Source organism: Pseudoxanthomonas kaohsiungensis (assembly GCF_010211765.1).
Lineage (GTDB): Bacteria > Pseudomonadota > Gammaproteobacteria > Xanthomonadales > Xanthomonadaceae > Pseudoxanthomonas > Pseudoxanthomonas kaohsiungensis.
Genome location: NZ_PDWO01000003.1, coordinates 37,446 through 53,676, shown reverse-complemented (window position 1 = coordinate 53,676; position 16,231 = coordinate 37,446). Strand labels below are relative to the sequence as shown.

14 protein-coding genes are annotated in these 16,231 nt (G+C 71.5%); all 14 read left to right on the top strand.

Going from position 1 to position 16,231, the window contains the following annotated elements; translation table 11 throughout:
• Nucleotides 1-311: 311 nt before the first annotated feature.
• The 14 genes from mraZ to ftsZ all read left to right on the top strand — a co-directional run bounded on the left by mraZ (nt 312) and on the right by ftsZ (nt 16,209).
• Nucleotides 312-758 carry a division/cell wall cluster transcriptional repressor MraZ gene (gene mraZ, locus CSC66_RS04540; RefSeq protein WP_162376209.1) on the top strand — a complete coding sequence of 149 codons (447 nt, stop codon included), beginning with the start codon at nt 312-314 and terminating at the stop codon, nt 756-758.
• Nucleotides 759-772: 14 nt separating this feature from the next.
• Nucleotides 773-1,750 carry a 16S rRNA (cytosine(1402)-N(4))-methyltransferase RsmH gene (gene rsmH / locus CSC66_RS04535; RefSeq protein WP_162376208.1) on the top strand — a complete coding sequence of 326 codons (978 nt, stop codon included), beginning with the start codon at nt 773-775 and terminating at the stop codon, nt 1,748-1,750.
• Nucleotides 1,747-2,010: a cell division protein FtsL gene (gene ftsL / locus CSC66_RS04530; protein WP_162376207.1), complete on the top strand. Its 264-nt coding sequence runs from the start codon at nt 1,747-1,749 to the stop codon at nt 2,008-2,010. Before rsmH ends, ftsL begins: the two co-directional genes overlap by 4 nt.
• Nucleotides 2,007-3,830 carry a peptidoglycan D,D-transpeptidase FtsI family protein gene (locus tag CSC66_RS04525; protein ID WP_162376206.1) on the top strand — a complete coding sequence of 608 codons (1,824 nt, stop codon included), beginning with the start codon at nt 2,007-2,009 and terminating at the stop codon, nt 3,828-3,830. Before ftsL ends, CSC66_RS04525 begins: the two co-directional genes overlap by 4 nt.
• A complete protein-coding gene (locus CSC66_RS04520) occupies nt 3,827-5,347 on the top strand; it encodes a UDP-N-acetylmuramoyl-L-alanyl-D-glutamate--2,6-diaminopimelate ligase (RefSeq protein WP_162376205.1) in 1,521 nt (506 codons plus the stop codon). The genes CSC66_RS04525 and CSC66_RS04520 overlap by 4 nt, the downstream gene beginning before the upstream one ends.
• Nucleotides 5,344-6,765 (top strand): UDP-N-acetylmuramoyl-tripeptide--D-alanyl-D-alanine ligase, encoded by a 1,422-nt coding sequence (locus CSC66_RS04515; RefSeq protein ID WP_162376204.1) that lies wholly within the window; start codon nt 5,344-5,346, stop codon nt 6,763-6,765. The genes CSC66_RS04520 and CSC66_RS04515 overlap by 4 nt, the downstream gene beginning before the upstream one ends.
• Entirely contained in the window at nt 6,755-7,840 is a 1,086-nt protein-coding gene (mraY, locus tag CSC66_RS04510; protein ID WP_162376203.1) for a phospho-N-acetylmuramoyl-pentapeptide-transferase, read from the top strand. The genes CSC66_RS04515 and mraY overlap by 11 nt, the downstream gene beginning before the upstream one ends.
• Nucleotides 7,840-9,192 carry a putative lipid II flippase FtsW gene (ftsW, locus tag CSC66_RS04505; protein ID WP_162376202.1) on the top strand — a complete coding sequence of 451 codons (1,353 nt, stop codon included), beginning with the start codon at nt 7,840-7,842 and terminating at the stop codon, nt 9,190-9,192. The genes mraY and ftsW overlap by 1 nt, the downstream gene beginning before the upstream one ends.
• A gap of 77 nt (nt 9,193-9,269) precedes the next feature.
• Entirely contained in the window at nt 9,270-10,340 is a 1,071-nt protein-coding gene (gene murG, locus CSC66_RS04500; RefSeq protein ID WP_238394293.1) for an undecaprenyldiphospho-muramoylpentapeptide beta-N-acetylglucosaminyltransferase, read from the top strand.
• A complete protein-coding gene (gene murC / locus CSC66_RS04495; RefSeq protein ID WP_162376200.1) occupies nt 10,337-11,776 on the top strand; it encodes a UDP-N-acetylmuramate--L-alanine ligase in 1,440 nt (479 codons plus the stop codon). Before murG ends, murC begins: the two co-directional genes overlap by 4 nt.
• Nucleotides 11,773-12,753, top strand: a complete 981-nt coding sequence (locus CSC66_RS04490; RefSeq protein WP_162376199.1) for a D-alanine--D-alanine ligase — start codon at nt 11,773-11,775, stop codon at nt 12,751-12,753. The genes murC and CSC66_RS04490 overlap by 4 nt, the downstream gene beginning before the upstream one ends.
• Complete coding sequence (locus CSC66_RS04485; RefSeq protein ID WP_162376198.1) at nt 12,750-13,523, top strand: cell division protein FtsQ/DivIB; 774 nt, start codon at nt 12,750-12,752, stop codon at nt 13,521-13,523. The genes CSC66_RS04490 and CSC66_RS04485 overlap by 4 nt, the downstream gene beginning before the upstream one ends.
• Nucleotides 13,520-14,755: a cell division protein FtsA gene (ftsA, locus tag CSC66_RS04480; protein ID WP_162376197.1), complete on the top strand. Its 1,236-nt coding sequence runs from the start codon at nt 13,520-13,522 to the stop codon at nt 14,753-14,755. The genes CSC66_RS04485 and ftsA overlap by 4 nt, the downstream gene beginning before the upstream one ends.
• Nucleotides 14,756-14,949: 194 nt before the next feature.
• Nucleotides 14,950-16,209, top strand: a complete 1,260-nt coding sequence (gene ftsZ, locus CSC66_RS04475) for a cell division protein FtsZ (protein ID WP_162376196.1) — start codon at nt 14,950-14,952, stop codon at nt 16,207-16,209.
• Nucleotides 16,210-16,231: the final 22 nt, after the last annotated feature.

Sequence of the window (16,231 nt, the reverse complement as noted above, 5' to 3'; positions counted from 1 at the left end):
CCTTTCGATGAATACGCAGCGCCGGGTTGCCCGGGAAGGCGGCCCGGCGCGACGCGTTTTTCGCGCAACTCACAAGGCCTTCACAAGTGCCAAATCTCAAAATTTGAGACTAAACAGCGACTTGTGGAAAACCCTTGAACTTGTCTGTGAACATCGCTGCAACTCATTGACGCGACAGGCGATTTTTTCCTTCGAATCCTGTTGACAACCCTGTTGGTGACTCCTAAGGTGGACATTCGTGGGGAAACCGGGATTTCTGTGGTTTTCCGTGATTGAATGGCATCCCAGAACGGGGTCGGGCAGCAGCGAACGTGTTCCAGGGCGAGACCGCCATCACTGTGGACGACAAGGGACGGGTGGCCATTCCCACGGCCTACCGCGATGCCGTCGCGCGTGAATGCGGCAACCGGCTGGTCATCGCCTACAACCCGTTCGAGGCCGGCTCGCTCTACCTGTACCCGTTCAAGGAGTGGGAGCGGGTGCGCGATGCGGTCAACGCGCTGCCCAGCACCCGCGCCGCCCACCGCAGCCTGCAGCTGAAGCTGGTGGGCGCGGCCACGCCGGTGGAGCTGGACGGCAACGGCCGGATCGGCATCCCGGCCAGCCATCGCAGCGCGGTGGGCATCGAGAAGAAGGCCGTCCTGCTGGGCATGGGCGACAAGTTCGAACTTTGGAGCGAGCAGGCGCATCACGCGCAGATCCGCCGGACCCTGTCCGACGACGATCTGAGCGAGCACATGCTCGACCTGAGGTTGTGATGGCGGGGGACCGGATGCGCACCACCGCGCAGCCCGGCCACCCCGCGGACCCGTCGGCGCCGGCGGCGCACCTGCCGGTGCTGTACGCGCAGGTCATGGACGGTTTGCGTGTGGTCGAGGACGGACGCTACCTGGACGGCACCTTCGGGCGCGGCGGGCATGCGCGCGGAGTGCTGGAACGACTCGGCCCGGGAGGCCGGCTGCTGCTGATGGACAAGGATCCCGAAGCGATCGCGGAGGCCGGACGGACGTTCGGCGGCGACGCGCGCGTGTCGATCCGCCGCGGCAGCTTCGCTTCGCTCGGCGGCTGGGAGCAGGCGTGCGGGCTCGACGGCGTGCTGTTCGACCTCGGCGTATCCTCGCCGCAGCTGGACGTGGCCGAGCGTGGCTTCTCGTTCGGCAAGGACGGCCCGCTGGACATGCGCATGGACCCGGAGTCCGGCGAGAGCGCCGCGCAATGGCTGGCCCGCGCCGACGAGCGCGAGATCGCCGACGTGCTGTGGACCTACGGCGAGGAGAAGCAGAGCCGGCGCATCGCCCGGGCGATCGTCGCCCGTCGCGCCCAACAGCCGCTGGCACGCACCGCCGAGCTGGCCGAGCTGATCAATTCGGTCGTGCCGCGCGGCAAGGACAAGAGCAACCCGGCCACGCGCAGCTTCCAGGCCATCCGCATCCACATCAACCGCGAACTGGCCGACCTGGAAGCCGGCCTGGACGCGGCGCTGGCGGCGCTGCGCCCGGGCGGCCGCCTGGCGGTGATCAGCTTCCATTCGCTGGAAGACCGCATCGTCAAGCAGTTCATCGCGCGCCACGCCAAGGCGCCGCCGGCCAACCGCCGGTTGCCGGTGGCGCAGGCCTTCGTGCCGGTGCTGGCCGACGTGGGCGGCGGCGCGATCCGCGCCGAGGCCGCCGAGCTGGCGGCCAACCCGCGCGCGCGCAGCGCGGTGCTGCGGGTGGCCGAGAAGCTGCCGCCGGCGGAGGGGCGCGCATGAGCCGCGTCCTGCTAGGCGTGCTGCTGGTCGCCATCGTCGGCAGCGGGATCGCGGTGGCGTACGAGCGCTACCGCCACCGCCAACTGTTCGTCGAGCTGACCAAGCGCGAACGCGAGCGCGACGAGCTGAACATCGAATTCGGCCGCCTGCAGCTGGAGCAGGCGACCTGGGCGCAGGCCAACCGCATCGACCAGGTGGCGCGCGAACGGCTGGGGATGAAGTTCCCCGAAGCCGAAGACATCGTGGTGGTGCGGCAATGAACCGCCCCAGCCGCAACCGCAGCAGCTTCAACCTGCGAGGCCGCATGCTGCTGGTCGGCGCCACCCTGGGCCTGTGCTCGGTGGCGCTGGTCGGCCGCGCCGCCTACGTGCAGCTGGTCAACGCCGACTTCTACCAGCGCCAGGGCGAGGCGCGCTTCGTCCGCGAAATCCCGATCCCGACCTCGCGCGGCATGATCACCGACCGCAACGGCGAGCCGCTGGCGGTGTCCACCCCGGTGGAATCGGTGTGGGGCAATCCGCAGGAGCTGATGCGGCACCCGGAGCGGCTGCCGGAGCTGGCGCGCGCGCTGGGCGTGGCCGAGGAAGAGCTGACCCGCCGCCTGTCCCAGCGCGCGGACAAGGAGTTCGTCTACCTCAAGCGCCGTATCAACCCCGACCAGGCCAAGGCGATCCTCGCCCACAACGTGCCGGGCGTGTTCTCGCAGCGCGAGTTCCGCCGCTTCTACCCCCAGGGCGAGGCGATGGCGCACGTGCTGGGCTTCACCAACATCGACGACCGCGGCCAGGAAGGCCTGGAGCTGGCGTTCGACGAATGGCAGCGCGGCAAGCCCGGCAGCAAGCGCGTGATCCGCGACCGGCACGGCCGCATCGTCGAGAACATCGACCTGGTCCGCGCCGCCGAGCCGGGCAAGGACCTGACCCTGAGCATCGACCGCCGGATCCAGTTCCTGGCCTATCGCGAGCTGCGCAACGCGCTGACCGCGACCAAGGCCAGCAGCGGTTCGGCCGTGGTGCTGGACGTGGCCACCGGCGAGGTGCTGGCCATGGTCAACCTGCCCAGCTACAACCCCAATGCGGTTACCGGCGGCGCCCAGGACACCCATCGCAACCGCGCGGTCACCGACCTGGTCGAGCCGGGCTCGACGATGAAGCCGATCACGGTGGCCGCGGCGCTCAACGCCGGCCGGGTCACCGCCTCCACGCGCTTCGACACCAATCCCGGTTACATGGCGCTCGGCCGCTACACCATCCGCGACCACCACAACTACGGCGTGCTCGACGTCACCGGCATCATCACCAAGAGCTCGAACCTGGGCGCGGTGAAACTGGCCGAGCCGCTGCCGAACCAGTACTTCTACGAATTCATCAAGGGCTTCGGCTACGGCAGCGCGCCCAACAGCGGCTTCCCGGGCGAGGCGGTCGGCTCGCTGCGCGAGCCGGCGCGCTGGGATGGCCTGACCAAGTCCACCATGGCCTACGGCTACGGCCTGTCGGCCACGCCGCTGCAGATCGCGCAGGCGTACGCGGCGCTGGGCAACCACGGCCGCCTGATCACCCCGACCTTCGTGAAGGGCCAGATCAACGAGTCGCGCCAGGCGGTCAAGCCGGAAGTTGCCGACCAGGTGTTGCGGATGATGCAGACGGTCACCGAGCCGGGCGGCACCGCGACCCAGGCCGCGATCCTCGGCTACCACGTCGCCGGCAAGACCGGCACCGCCCGCCAGGCCTCGGCCGGCGGCTACGCGCGCCGCTACACCACCACCTTCGCCGGCCTGGTGCCGGCCACCCAGCCGCGCTTCGCCACCGTGGTGGTGATCAACGACCCGCAGGCCGGCTCCTACTTCGCCGGCCTGGTATCGGCGCCGGTGTTCCGCAGCGTGATGGAGGATGCGCTGCGGCTGATGGACGTGCCGCCGGACGACATCGACACCTGGCTGGCCGCGCAGGCGCGCGGCGAGGCCAAGCGGCAGGCGGCGATCCCGCAGCTGCCGCAGGCGCTGGAGGAATCCTTCGAGGACGACCTGACCATCCCGCCGCCCATGGGCGAGGCCGGGGCCGGCGGCGGGGGGCATCGATGACGCGTTCGATGCCGCTGTCGCGCCTGCTGCCCGACGTCGCGCTGCCGCGCGACATCGACGTTTCCGGCCTGGTGATGGACAGCCGCGAGATCAGGCGCGGCGACGCCTTCGTGGCCATCGCCGGCTTCGGCACCCACGGCCTGGCATTCGCCGCCCAGGCGGCCGAGGCCGGCGCCGCGGCGATCCTGTTCGAGCCGCCGGCACCCGGCGAATACCCGGCGCCGGCCGACGCCATCGCCGTGCCCGGGCTGCGCTCGCGGCTGGGCACGATGGGCGACCTGTTCCACGGCCACCCGTCGCACGCGATGACGATGGTCGGCGTCACCGGCACCAACGGCAAGACCTCCACCGTGCAGCTGCTGGCCCAGGCCTGGCACCTGCGCGGCCTGGACAGCGGCAGCATCGGCACCCTGGGCGCCGGCCGTCACGGCCAGGTCCAGCCCACCGGCTTCACCACGCCGCTGGTGCTGCGCATGCACGCGCTGCTCGGCGAACTGCGCGACGCCGGGGTGCAGGCGGTGGCGATGGAAGTGAGTTCGCACGCGCTCGACCAGGGTCGGGTGGACGGCGTGCACTACGACGTGGCGGTGTTCACCAACCTCACCCGCGACCACCTCGACTACCACGGCGACATGGACAGCTATGGCGCGGCCAAGGCGCGGCTGTTCGCGCGGCCGGGCCTGAAGGCCGCGGTGCTGAACCTGGACGACGCCTTCGGCCGCACCCTCGCCCACAGCCTGCCGGCCGACGTGCGCGCCTTCGGGGTCAGTTCCCGGGGCCAGGCCGGCGCGGCGTTGCGCGCCGAGTCGCTGCGCTTCGACAACCGCGGCCTGGCCTTCGACCTGGTCTTCGATGGCGAGGCGCATCCGGTGAGCTCGCCGCTGCTGGGCCGCTTCAACGTCGACAACCTGATGGCCGTCGCCGGCGTCCTGTTCGCGCTGGGCGACGGACCGGCCACGATCGCCGCGACCCTGTCGCAGCTGCAGCCGGTTGCCGGGCGCATGAACCGGCTCGGCGGCGATGGCGTGCGGCCGCTGGTAGTGGTCGACTACGCGCACACCCCCGACGCGCTGGCCCAGGCGCTGACCAGCCTGCGCCGTCACGCCGCCGACCGGCTGTTCTGCGTGTTCGGCTGCGGCGGCGAGCGTGATCGCGGCAAGCGCCCGCAGATGGCGCAGATCGCCGAGGCCGAGGCCGACGTGGTGATCGTCACCGACGACAATCCGCGCGGCGAGGACGGCGACGCGATCGTCGCCGACATCGTCGCCGGCTTCACCGCGCCTGGCGCGGTCACCGTGCAGCGCGACCGCGCGCAGGCGATCGCCCTGGCCATCGCCTCGGCCGGCGCGGACGACATCGTCCTGGTCGCCGGCAAGGGCCATGAGCCCTACCAGGAGGTGGCCGGCGTGCGCCATCCGTTCGACGATACCGACGTGGCCCGCCAGGCTCTCGAAGCCCGCGGCCCGGCGCGCACGGATGCACGGGTGCGGCCGCAGGATGCGGAGGGACAGCCATGAACCGCCTTCCGCTCTCGCTGGTCGCGCACTGGGCCGGCGGCGAACTGCACGGCGACGACGTCGCGATCGATGCGGTGAGCCACGACACCCGCCAGCTGCGTCCCGGCAGCCTGTACGTGGCCCTGCGCGGCGAACGTTTCGACGGGCATGACTTCGCCGCCGATGCCGCCATGCGCGGGGCGTCGGCGCTGCTGGTCGAGCGCCTGCTGGAGCTGGAGCCGCCGTTGCCGCAGGTGCTGGTCGAGGACAGCGAGCGCGCCCTGGCGCGCATCGCCGCCGGCATGCAGCGCGGCCGTCGCGCGCGGGTCGTGGCGATCACCGGCAGCAACGGCAAGACCAGCGTCAAGACGCTGGTGCTGGCGATCCTGCAGCGGGCCGGCGAGGCCTACGCCAACCCGGGCAACCGCAACAACGAGATCGGCCTGCCGCTGGCGGTGATCGACGCGCCCGAGGACGCCGATTTCGCGATCTACGAAATGGGCGCGGGCAAGCCCGGCGACATCGCCTACCTGACTGCGGTCGCGCGTCCGGACGTCGCCCTGGTCAACAACATCGCCGCCGCGCACCTGGAGCGGATGGGCAGCCTGCTCGGCGTGGCCGAGACCAAGGGCGCGATCTACGCCGCGCTTGGCGACGGCGGCGTGGCGGTGGTCAACGCCGACGACGCCTTCGGCAGCTGGTTCGAGCAGCAGGTCATCCGCGCCGGTGACAGTGGCCGGCGGGTCCTGCGCTTCGGCCTGGAGGCCAGCGCCGAGGTCACCGCGCGCGACATCGTGGCCACCGGCCAGGGCAGCCGCTTCGTGCTGGTCACCCCGCAGGGACAGGTCGAAGTGTCGCTGGCGTTGCCGGGCCGCCACAACGTGCGCAACGCGCTGGCCGCCGCCGCGATCGCGTTGGCCTGCGAGGTTCCGCTCGAACGCATCGCCGCGGGCCTGGCCGACGCCCAGCCGGTGCCGGGACGTCAGGTGGCGCACGGGCTGCCTGGCGGGGCCCTGCTGATCGACGACAGCTACAACGCCAACCCCGGCTCGGTGGCGGCGGCCATCGACGCGCTGGCCGCCTCGGGCGATGAAGCCTGGCTGGTGCTGGGCGACATGCGCGAACTGGGGCCGGAGGCCGAGGCCCTGCACGCCGACGCCGGCGCGCGCGCGCGCGACGCCCGCCTGGCCCGGCTCTATGCACTGGGCACGCTGAGCGCCGCCGCCGCCCGCGCCTTCGGCGACGGCGGCCGCCATTTCGATACGCACGAGGCGCTGGCCGCGGCCCTGAACGCCGACCTGCGGGCACGCATGCCGGTCTCGGCCGCCGGAAGCGCCGGCCATGGGTTGCGGGTGCTGGTGAAGGGGTCGCGCGGAAGCGCGATGGACAGGATCGTGACCGCGCTGCTGGCGCAAGGGGACGCTGCGAATGTTGCTTGAACTGGCGCGCTGGCTGCAGGGACTGGAGAACTTCTTCGGCCTGTTCGCGTACCTGACCTTCCGCGGCATCCTGGCCGCGTTGACCGCGCTGTTCCTCTCGCTGTGGTGGGGGCCGGCGGTGATCCGCCGCCTGGGCCAGCTCAAGGGCGGCCAGCCGATCCGCAAGGACGGGCCGCAGTCGCACTTCTCCAAGGCCGGCACCCCGACCATGGGCGGGGCGATGATCCTGATCACGGTGCTGGCCTCGGTGCTGCTGTGGGGCGACCTGCGCAACAAGTACGTGTGGACCGTGCTGCTGGTGATGCTGGCCTTCGGCGCGATCGGCTGGTACGACGACTGGATCAAGATCGTCAAGCGCGACCCCAACGGCCTGAAGTCGCGCTGGAAGTACCTGCTGCAGTCGGTCTTCGGCCTGGCTGCCGGCCTGTACTTGTGGCTGTACGCCGACGTGCCGGCGGCCACCACCTTCTACGTGCCGTTCTTCAAGTCGATCGCGCTGCCGCTGGCCGGCATTGGCTTCGTGGCCATCGCCTACTTCTGGATCGTCGGCTTCTCCAACGCGGTCAACCTGACCGACGGCCTGGACGGGCTGGCGATCATGCCCACCGTGCTGGTGGCCTGCGCGCTGGGCGTGTTCGCCTACGCCTCGGGCAATGCCGTCTTCTCCAACTACCTGCAGATCCCGCAGGTGCCGGGCGCAGGCGAGCTGACCATCATCTGCGCGGCCATCGCCGGCGCGGGACTGGGCTTCCTCTGGTTCAACACCTACCCGGCGATGGTGTTCATGGGCGACATCGGCGCGCTGGCGCTGGGCGCGGTGCTGGGCACCATCGCGGTGATCGTGCGCCAGGAGCTGGTGCTGGTGATCATGGGCGGCATCTTCGTCATCGAGACGCTCTCGGTGATGATCCAGGTGGCCTCGTTCAAGCTCACCGGCAAGCGCGTGTTCCGGATGGCGCCGATCCACCACCACTTCGAACTGAAGGGCTGGCCCGAGCCGCGCGTGATCGTCCGCTTCTGGATCATCTCGGTGGTCCTGGTCCTCGTCGGCCTGGCCACGTTGAAGGTGCGCTGATGAACGACCTCTCGCGCCAGGCGACCCGGCTGGAGGCCATCGGCGGCCGCTTCGACCCGTGGCTGACCGGCGCGGCGCTGGCGCTCGCCTGCCTGGGCGTGGTCATGGTCGGCTCGGCTTCGGTGGCGATCGGCGAGAACCTGGGCGTGGGGCCGTTCCATTACCTGGTGCGGCACGTGCTGTTCCTCGGCGTGGGCATCGCCCTGGCTGCGGTGGCCATGCGCACCGAGCTGAAGACCGTGGAGAAGTACAACCAGCTGCTGCTGCTGGGCTGCTTCGTCCTGCTGCTGCTGCCCTGGCTGCCGGGGCTGGGCGTGAGCGTCAATGGCGCGCGGCGCTGGATCGAGCTGGGCATCTCCCGCTTCCAGGTGGTCGAGGCGGTGAAGGTCATCTACATCGTCTGGCTGGCCAGCTACCTGGTCCGCTTCCGCGACGACGTCACCGCGACCTGGGCGGCGATGCTCAAGCCGCTGGGCGTGGCCGTGCTGCTGGTGGGCATGCTGCTGGCCCAGCCCGACTTCGGCTCGGCCACGCTGCTGCTGGCGATCACCGCCGGCATGCTGGTGCTGGGCGGGGTCAACCTGCCGCGGATGTCGCTGCCGATCGTGATCGGGTTGCCGGCGCTGGCGGCGCTGGCCATCTTCGAGCCGTACCGCATGCGCCGGATCACCTCGTTCCTGGACCCGTGGGCCGACCAGCTCGGCTCGGGCTACCAGCTCAGCAACGCACTGATGGCTGTCGGCCGCGGCGAATGGTTCGGCGTCGGCCTGGGTGCATCGGTGCAGAAGCTCAACTACCTGCCCGAGGCGCATACCGACTTCATCTTTTCGGTCATCGCCGAGGAGCTGGGCTTCGCCGGCGTTTGCGTGGTGGTCGCCCTGTACGCCCTGCTGGTCGGCCGCGCGCTGTACCTGGGGCTGAAGTGCGTGGAGATGCGGCGCCACTTCGCCGGCTACATCGCCTTCGGCATCGCGCTGTGGATCGGCATGCAGAGCTTCGTTTCCATCGGCGTGAACCTGGGCATGCTGCCGACCAAGGGCCTGACCCTGCCGCTGGTCTCGTCGGGCGGTTCGAGCGTGATGATGACCTGCGTGGCCATCGGCCTGCTGCTGCGCGTGTCCTACGAACTGGATCGTGCCGAGCGCCAGCGCGCGGTGCGCCAGGAAGGTTCGCCGCAGGCGGCCGCCAGCGGCGACGCGCCGGCCGAAGCGCCGGCGCGCACCGGCCCGTCGCCCGGGCGCGCGGCATCGGCATCGTCCCCGGCGCCCGCGGCGGCCGCGCATCCGGCCGCCGCTGCGCTGCGCGGACGCGGCACTTCGCGCGTCGAGCCGACCCTCGGGGGGTTCGCATGAGCGGCATTCATGCGAGTCCCTCGCAGAAGCCCGCACATCCATGTGCGGGTAATCAACAGGAACGGCCGGTCGTGGTGATGGCCGGCGGCACCGGTGGCCACATCTTCCCGGCGCTGGCGGTGGCGCACGTGCTGCGCGGGCGCGGCGTGCCGGTGGTCTGGCTGGGCGCGACCGGCGCGATGGAAACGCGGCTGGTCCCCCAGCACGGGATCGAGATCGACACGCTGCCGGTGGCCGGCGTTCGCGGCAAGGGCAAGCTGACCCTGCTGGCCGCGCCGTTCCGCCTGCTCAAGGCGGTCAACGCCGCGCGCGCGGTGCTGCGCCGGCGCCGTCCGCGCGCGGTGATCGGGTTCGGCGGCTTCGCCTCCGGCCCCGGCGGGCTGGCCGCCTGGATGTCGGGGTTGCCGTTGCTCGTGCATGAGCAGAACCGCGCGCCGGGCATGACCAACCGGGTACTGTCCCGGCTGGCGCGGCGCACGCTCAGCGGGTTCCCCGGCAGCTTCGCCAGGGAAGAAGTTGCCGGCAACCCGGTGCGCGCGCAGATCGCGGCCATCGCGCCGCCCGAGCAGCGCCTGGCCGGCCGCGAAGGCGCGTTGCGCCTGCTCGTGCTGGGCGGCAGCCAGGGCGCCCGCGCCCTCAACGAGGCAGTGCCGGTGGCGCTGGCCAAGCTGGGCGGGGCGGTCGAGGTGCGCCACCAGTGCGGCGAGAAGCTGCGCGCCGAGGCCGAGCGCGCCTACGCCGACGCCGGCGTGCAGGCGCGCGTGGAAGCCTTCATCGACGACATGGCCGCCGCCTACGCGTGGGCCGACCTGGTGGTGTGCCGCGCCGGCGCTTCGACCCTGGCGGAACTGTGCGCCGTGGGGATCGGCAGCGTGCTGGTGCCGTTCGCCGCCGCGGTCGACGACCACCAGACCCGCAACGCCGAATACCTGGTCGACAACGGCGCCGCGCTGCTGCTCAGGCAGGACGCGCAGCTGGCCGCCAACCTGCAGCCGCTGCTGCGCGACCTGCTCGCCGATCCGGCCCGGCGCCTGGCGATGGCGCGCGCGGCGCGCGCGCTGGCCCGGCCCGATGCCGCCGCGCGCATCGCCGAGGTGGTCCTCGAAGAATCGCTTCCGTCCGACAAGTCTCCTGGAGTTTCCGCATGATCCGCCGCCTGCACGACACCGACGACCTGGTGCGCGCCTTCCCTCGCGTGCATTTCGTCGGCATCGGCGGCACCGGCATGAGCGGCATCGCCGAGGTGATGCTGACGCTCGGCTACGAGGTGTCCGGCTCCGATACCGCCGACAACGCCGCCACCCGCCGCCTGGCGCGGCTGGGGGCGCGCGTGATCCGCGGCCATTCGGCGGCCAACGTCCTCGGTACCGACTGCGTGGTGGTCTCCAGCGCGATCCGCGAGGACAACCCGGAGCTGATGGAGGCGCGCAGCCAGCGCATCCCGATCGTGCCGCGCGCGGCGATGCTGGCCGAGCTGATGCGCTTCCGCCGCGGCATCGCCGTCGCCGGCACGCACGGCAAGACCACCACCACCAGCCTGACCGCGGCGGTGCTCAGCGAAGGCGGGCTGGATCCGACGTTCGTGATCGGCGGCCAGCTGCTGGCCGCCGGCGCCAACGCCAAGCTGGGTGGCGGGCAGTGGCTGGTCGCCGAGGCCGACGAGAGCGACGGCAGCTTCCTGCGCCTGAACCCGCTGATCGCGGTCATCACCAACATCGACGCCGACCACCTGGAGAACTACGGCGGCGACTTCGCCCGCCTGCAGTCGGCGTTCGCCGAGTTCCTGCAGCGACTGCCGTTCTACGGCCTGGCCGTGCTGTGCATCGACGACCCGGAAGTCGCCGCCCTGGCCGCGCACACGCCGCGCCACGTGATGACCTACGGCACCGCCGAGAACGCCGACGTGCGCGCGGACGACATCGTCCAGGACGGCCCGCGCATGCGCTTCACCCTGCGCCTGCCCGAAGGCGCGACCGTGCCGGTGACCCTGGCCCTGCCGGGCCGGCACAACGTGCTCAACGCACTGGCCGCCGCCGCGGTGGCCTGGCAGCTGGGCGTGTCGCCGGCCAACATCGCCGCGGCGCTGGAGAAGTTCGCCGGCATCGGCCGGCGCTTCAACGACCTGGGCGAGGTCGCCACCGCCACCGGCGCCAAGGTGCGCGTGGTCGACGACTACGGCCACCATCCCAAGGAGCTGGCAGCGGTCTTCGCGGCCGCGCGCGGCGGCTGGCCCGAGCGGCGCCTGGTGGTGGCGTTCCAGCCGCACCGCTATTCGCGCACCCGCGACCAGTTCGATGCGTTCGCGGCGGTGCTGTCCGAGGCCGATGCGCTGGTCCTGAGCGAGGTCTACCCCGCAGGCGAGGCGCCGATCCCGGGCGCCGATGCGCGCGCCCTGGCGCGCGCCATCCGCGCGCGCGGGCGCAGCGAGCCGGTCGTGGTGGGGCAGGTCGCCGACCTGGTCCACGTGCTGCCCGACGTGCTGCACGACGGCGACCTGCTGCTGATGATGGGCGCCGGCGACATCGGCTACATCGCCCACCGGATCGCCACCGACGGCTTCGCCGGCAGCGGGGAGCAGGCATGAGCATGGCCGCGTTCCCGCCGCCGCGATTCACCGATCCGACCGTGTTCGGCCGGGTCGCCGTGCTGATGGGCGGCACCAGCTCCGAGCGCGAGGTCTCGCTGGATTCGGGCCGCAACGTGCTCGAGGCGCTGCGCGCGCACGGCGTCGACGCGCATGGGGTCGATGGCATCCCGGCACTGGCGGAGGCCCTGCTGGCGAAGAAGTTCGACCGTGTCTTCAACATCCTCCACGGCCAGCGCGGCGGCGGCGAGGATGGCGTCGTGCAGGGGCTGATGGAGGCCCTGGGCGTGCCCTACACCGGCTCGGGCGTGCTCGGCTCGGCGCTGGCGATGGACAAGATCCGGACCAAGCAGGTGTGGCTGTCGCTGGGACTGCCGACGCCACGCTACGCGCGCCTGGCGCGCGGAGGTGGCGTGCAGGCGGCCGCCCGCGAACTGGGGCTGCCGGTGATCGTCAAGCCATCGTCGGAAGGATCGAGCGTGGGCGTGTCGCGCGTGCTGGCCGATCCGGACCTGGTCGCCGCGGTCGAACTGGCCGCGCGCTATCCCGGCGAACTGCTGATGGAACAGATGGTGATCGGCGACGAGCTCACCGTCGGCATCCTCGGCGACAAGGCGCTGCCGTCGATCCGGATCGTGCCCAAGGGCCAGTGGTACGACTACCACGCCAAGTACGTGGCCGAGGACACCCAGTACCTGTGCCCGGGCCTGGACGAGGCCGGCGAGGCGGAGATCGGCGCGCTCGCGCTGGCCGCGTTCCGCGCCGCCGGCTGCAGCGGCTGGGGCCGGGTGGACGTCATGCGCGATCGCGACAGCGGCGCGCTGTACCTGCTCGAGGTGAACACCGCGCCGGGCATGACCAGCCATTCGCTGGTCCCCAAGGCCGCGCAACAGGTCGGCATCGGCTTCGAAGAGCTTTGCTGGCGGATCCTGGAACAGGCCGTGGCCGACGATCCGGCCGGAGGTGCAGCCGGGTGAACGCGTTGCTGCGCATCCTGGCCTGGCTCCTGGCGGTGGCGCTGGTCGCGCTGCCGGTGGTGGCCGTGCTCAACGGCTGGGTCGGCGCCGAGCGCTGGCCGCTGTCGCGCCTGCGCGTGACCGGCCAGTTCGAGCGGGTCCAGGCCGAACAGCTGCGCGCGGCAGTGGCGCCGTATGCCAGCCGCGGCTACTTCGCCGCCGACCTCGACGCGGCGCAGAAGGCGGTCGAGCGGCTGCCGTGGGTCGAGCGTGCGCAGGTACGCAAGGCCTGGCCGGACGTGCTGGAAATCCAGGTAGTCGAACACGTGCCCTTCGCGTTCTGGGGCGAGGACCGGCTCCTGTCCGAGCGCGGGCAGCTGTTCCCGCTGCCGAAGGACCTGGCCGCCGGCCGCATGCCGCACCTCGCGGGCCCGGATGCCCGCGCCGCCGAGGTGGTCGGTCTCTACAACGAGGCGGGGGCGCTGTTCGCACCGCTCGGCTACGGCATCGCGCGGTTGGGCGTGGATGCGCGTGGAAGCTGGTCGTTGACCCTGGACAACGGCATCGAGGTGGTGGTCGGGCGCGACGATGCGCGCGCGCGCCTGCAACGCTTCGCCCGCGTGCTGCCGCAGCTGCTCGCGCAGCAGGCGCGCACGATCGAGCGCGCGGACCTGCGCTACACCAACGGCTTCACCCTGGCCTGGGGCACGCCCGCCAAGGCCGCCGCTTCCCCTTCCCCGGCGCCGAACCGCGCCGCGCATACGCAATCACAGCAGGCGAGCAGTACATGAACCGCAAAGGCGACAAGTCCCTCATCGTTGGGCTCGACATCGGCACCTCCAAGGTCGTGGCGCTGGTGGGCGAGTACTCGCCGGGCAACCCGATCGAGGTGATCGGGATCGGCTCGCACGAGTCGCGCGGGCTCAAGCGCGGCGTGGTGGTGGACATCGAGTCGACCGTGCAGTCGATCCAGCGCGCGGTGGAGGAGGCCGAACTGATGGCCGGCTGCGAGATCCGTTCGGTCTACGCTTCCATCTCCGGCAACCACGTCCAGTGCAAGAACTCGCCGGGCATCGTCCCGATCCGCGACGGCGAGGTGACCTGGGCCGACCTGGACCGGGTGCTGGACGCGGCCAAGGCGGTGGCGATCCCGGCCGACCAGCGCATCCTGCACGCGATCCCGCGCGAGTACGTGCTCGACGACTCGCAGGAAGGCATCCGCAACCCGGTCGGCATGACCGGCGTGCGCCTGGAGGTGCACGCCCACCTCGTCACCTGCGCGCAGTCGGCGGCGCAGAACATCACCAAGTGCGTGCAGCGCTGCGGCCTGCAGGTCGACGACCTGATCCTGTCCTCGCTGGCCTCGAGCGTCGCGGTGCTCACCGCCGACGAGCGCGAGCTGGGCGTGGTCCTGGTCGACATGGGCGCGGGCACCACCGACATCGCGGTGTTCATCCAGGGCGCGATCTGCCACACGGCATCGCTGCCGATCGCCGGCGACCACGTCACCAACGACATCGCGCACATGCTGCGCACCCCCACGCCCGAGGCCGAGCAGATCAAGGTGCGCTACGCCTGCGCGCTCGCGCAGCTGGCCACGGCCGAGGAAAGCATCCAGGTGCCCAGCGTCGGCGACCGGCCGCCGCGCCGGATGCCGCGCGCCTCGCTGGCGCAGGCGGTGCAGGGCCGCTACGAGGAGATCTTCGAGATGGTCCAGGCCGAGTTGCGCCGCTCCGGGTTCGAGGAGCTGGTGCGCGCGGGCATGGTCCTGACCGGCGGCGCCTCGAAGATGGAAGGGGTGATCGAGCTGGCCGAGGAGATGCTGCACATGCCGGTGCGCATCGGCATCCCGCAGCACGTCAGCGGCCTGGGCGAGGTGGTCGGCAACCCGGTGCACGCCACCGGCGTGGGCCTGCTGCTGATGGGCAGCCAGATCGAGCATCCGCGCCGGCCTTCGCTGCCCAGCGGCCGCGCCGGCAACTTCTTCAAGAAGCTGCGCAACTGGTACCGGGGCGAGTTCTGAGCGCGCCCCACTGAACAGGACGGTCGTCGACGGCGGGGCCGGCGGCGGCAGGCGGGAAAGGCGGACGAGGCGGCGGACGAGTGGTGCAGGCGGCAGAGAGGCGGGCGAACCCGCAGGACGAAAGGCGACAAGGCAGTACCCGACAAGAACGCCGGAGCATAGAAAGCCGGCACTTAATAACGAGGACAACGGACATGGCACATTTCGAACTGATCGAGAAGATGGCTCCGAACGCGGTGATCAAGGTCATCGGCGTGGGCGGCGGCGGCGGCAATGCCGTGGCGCACATGGTCAACAGCAGCGTCGACGGCGTGGAATTCATCACCGCCAACACCGATTCCCAGGCGATCAAGAACTGCGGCGCGAAGATGCAGCTGCAGCTCGGCGGCAACGTCACCAAGGGCCTGGGCGCCGGCGCCAACCCGGAAGTCGGCCGCCAGGCCGCGCTGGAGGACCGCGAGCAGATCATCGCCGCGCTCGAGGGCGCGGACATGGTGTTCATCACCGCCGGCATGGGTGGCGGCACCGGCACCGGCGCCGCGCCGGTGGTGGCCCAGCTGGCCAAGGAGATGGGCATCCTGACCGTGGCCGTGGTCACCAAGCCGTTCCCGTTCGAGGGCCGCCGCCGCATGCAGGTCGCGCTCAAGGGCATCGAGGAACTGTCGACCCATTGCGACTCGCTGATCACGATCCCCAACGAGAAGCTGATCACCGTGCTGGGCCGCAACGCGACGATGGTGCAGGCATTCCGCGCCGCCAACGACGTGCTGCAGGGCGCGGTGCAGGGCATCGCCGACCTGATCGTGCGCCCGGGCCTGATCAACGTCGACTTCGCCGACGTGCGCACCGTCATGTCGGAGATGGGCCTGGCGATGATGGGCACCGGCACCGCGCGCGGCGACGACCGGGCCCAGGCCGCGGCCGAGTCGGCGATCCAGAACCCGCTGCTGGACGACGTCAACCTGGCCGGCGCCAACGGCATCCTGGTCAACATCACCGCCGGCCCCGACTTCACCATGGCCGAGTTCGACGAGATCGGCCGCACCGTCGAGGGCTTCGCCTCCGAGGATGCGACCGTGGTGGTCGGCACCGTGCTCGACCCGGACATGCAGGACGAGGTGCGCGTGACCGTCGTGGCCACCGGCCTCAACCGCGCCGTGGCCCGCCAGCCGGTGCGCGGCAGCGAGCGCGAGTTCGGCGGCGGTCGTGCCGACTTCAGCGCGCGCGAGCCGATGCGCGCGCCGGTGCGGCTGGTCCGCGATGCCACCACCGGCCTGCCGATCGACGACGGCTTCGCCGCCGATCCGATCGCCACGGCGACCGGCGGCCTCGGCCTGCGCCGCGGCGGTCCGGCGAATGCGCCGGCCGCGCCGTCGTCGCCGGCCCCGGCGGCCGCCGACCTGCCGAGCGATTACCTGGATATTCCGGCGTTCCTGCGCCGCCAGGCGGACTGACCGGACGCCGGCCGCGAGGCCG

Coding starts and splice junctions, on each gene's coding strand:
- ftsA (WP_162376197.1), top strand. CDS start 13,520: ATGAACCGCAAAGGCGACAAGTCCCTCATCGTTGGGCTCGACATCGGC.
- murG (WP_238394293.1), top strand. CDS start 9,270: ATGGCCGGCGGCACCGGTGGCCACATCTTCCCGGCGCTGGCGGTGGCG.
- ftsL (WP_162376207.1), top strand. CDS start 1,747: ATGAGCCGCGTCCTGCTAGGCGTGCTGCTGGTCGCCATCGTCGGCAGC.
- CSC66_RS04515 (WP_162376204.1), top strand. CDS start 5,344: ATGAACCGCCTTCCGCTCTCGCTGGTCGCGCACTGGGCCGGCGGCGAA.
- murC (WP_162376200.1), top strand. CDS start 10,337: ATGATCCGCCGCCTGCACGACACCGACGACCTGGTGCGCGCCTTCCCT.
- ftsW (WP_162376202.1), top strand. CDS start 7,840: ATGAACGACCTCTCGCGCCAGGCGACCCGGCTGGAGGCCATCGGCGGC.
- CSC66_RS04490 (WP_162376199.1), top strand. CDS start 11,773: ATGAGCATGGCCGCGTTCCCGCCGCCGCGATTCACCGATCCGACCGTG.
- rsmH (WP_162376208.1), top strand. CDS start 773: ATGCGCACCACCGCGCAGCCCGGCCACCCCGCGGACCCGTCGGCGCCG.
- CSC66_RS04520 (WP_162376205.1), top strand. CDS start 3,827: ATGACGCGTTCGATGCCGCTGTCGCGCCTGCTGCCCGACGTCGCGCTG.
- mraY (WP_162376203.1), top strand. CDS start 6,755: ATGTTGCTTGAACTGGCGCGCTGGCTGCAGGGACTGGAGAACTTCTTC.
- CSC66_RS04525 (WP_162376206.1), top strand. CDS start 2,007: ATGAACCGCCCCAGCCGCAACCGCAGCAGCTTCAACCTGCGAGGCCGC.
- ftsZ (WP_162376196.1), top strand. CDS start 14,950: ATGGCACATTTCGAACTGATCGAGAAGATGGCTCCGAACGCGGTGATC.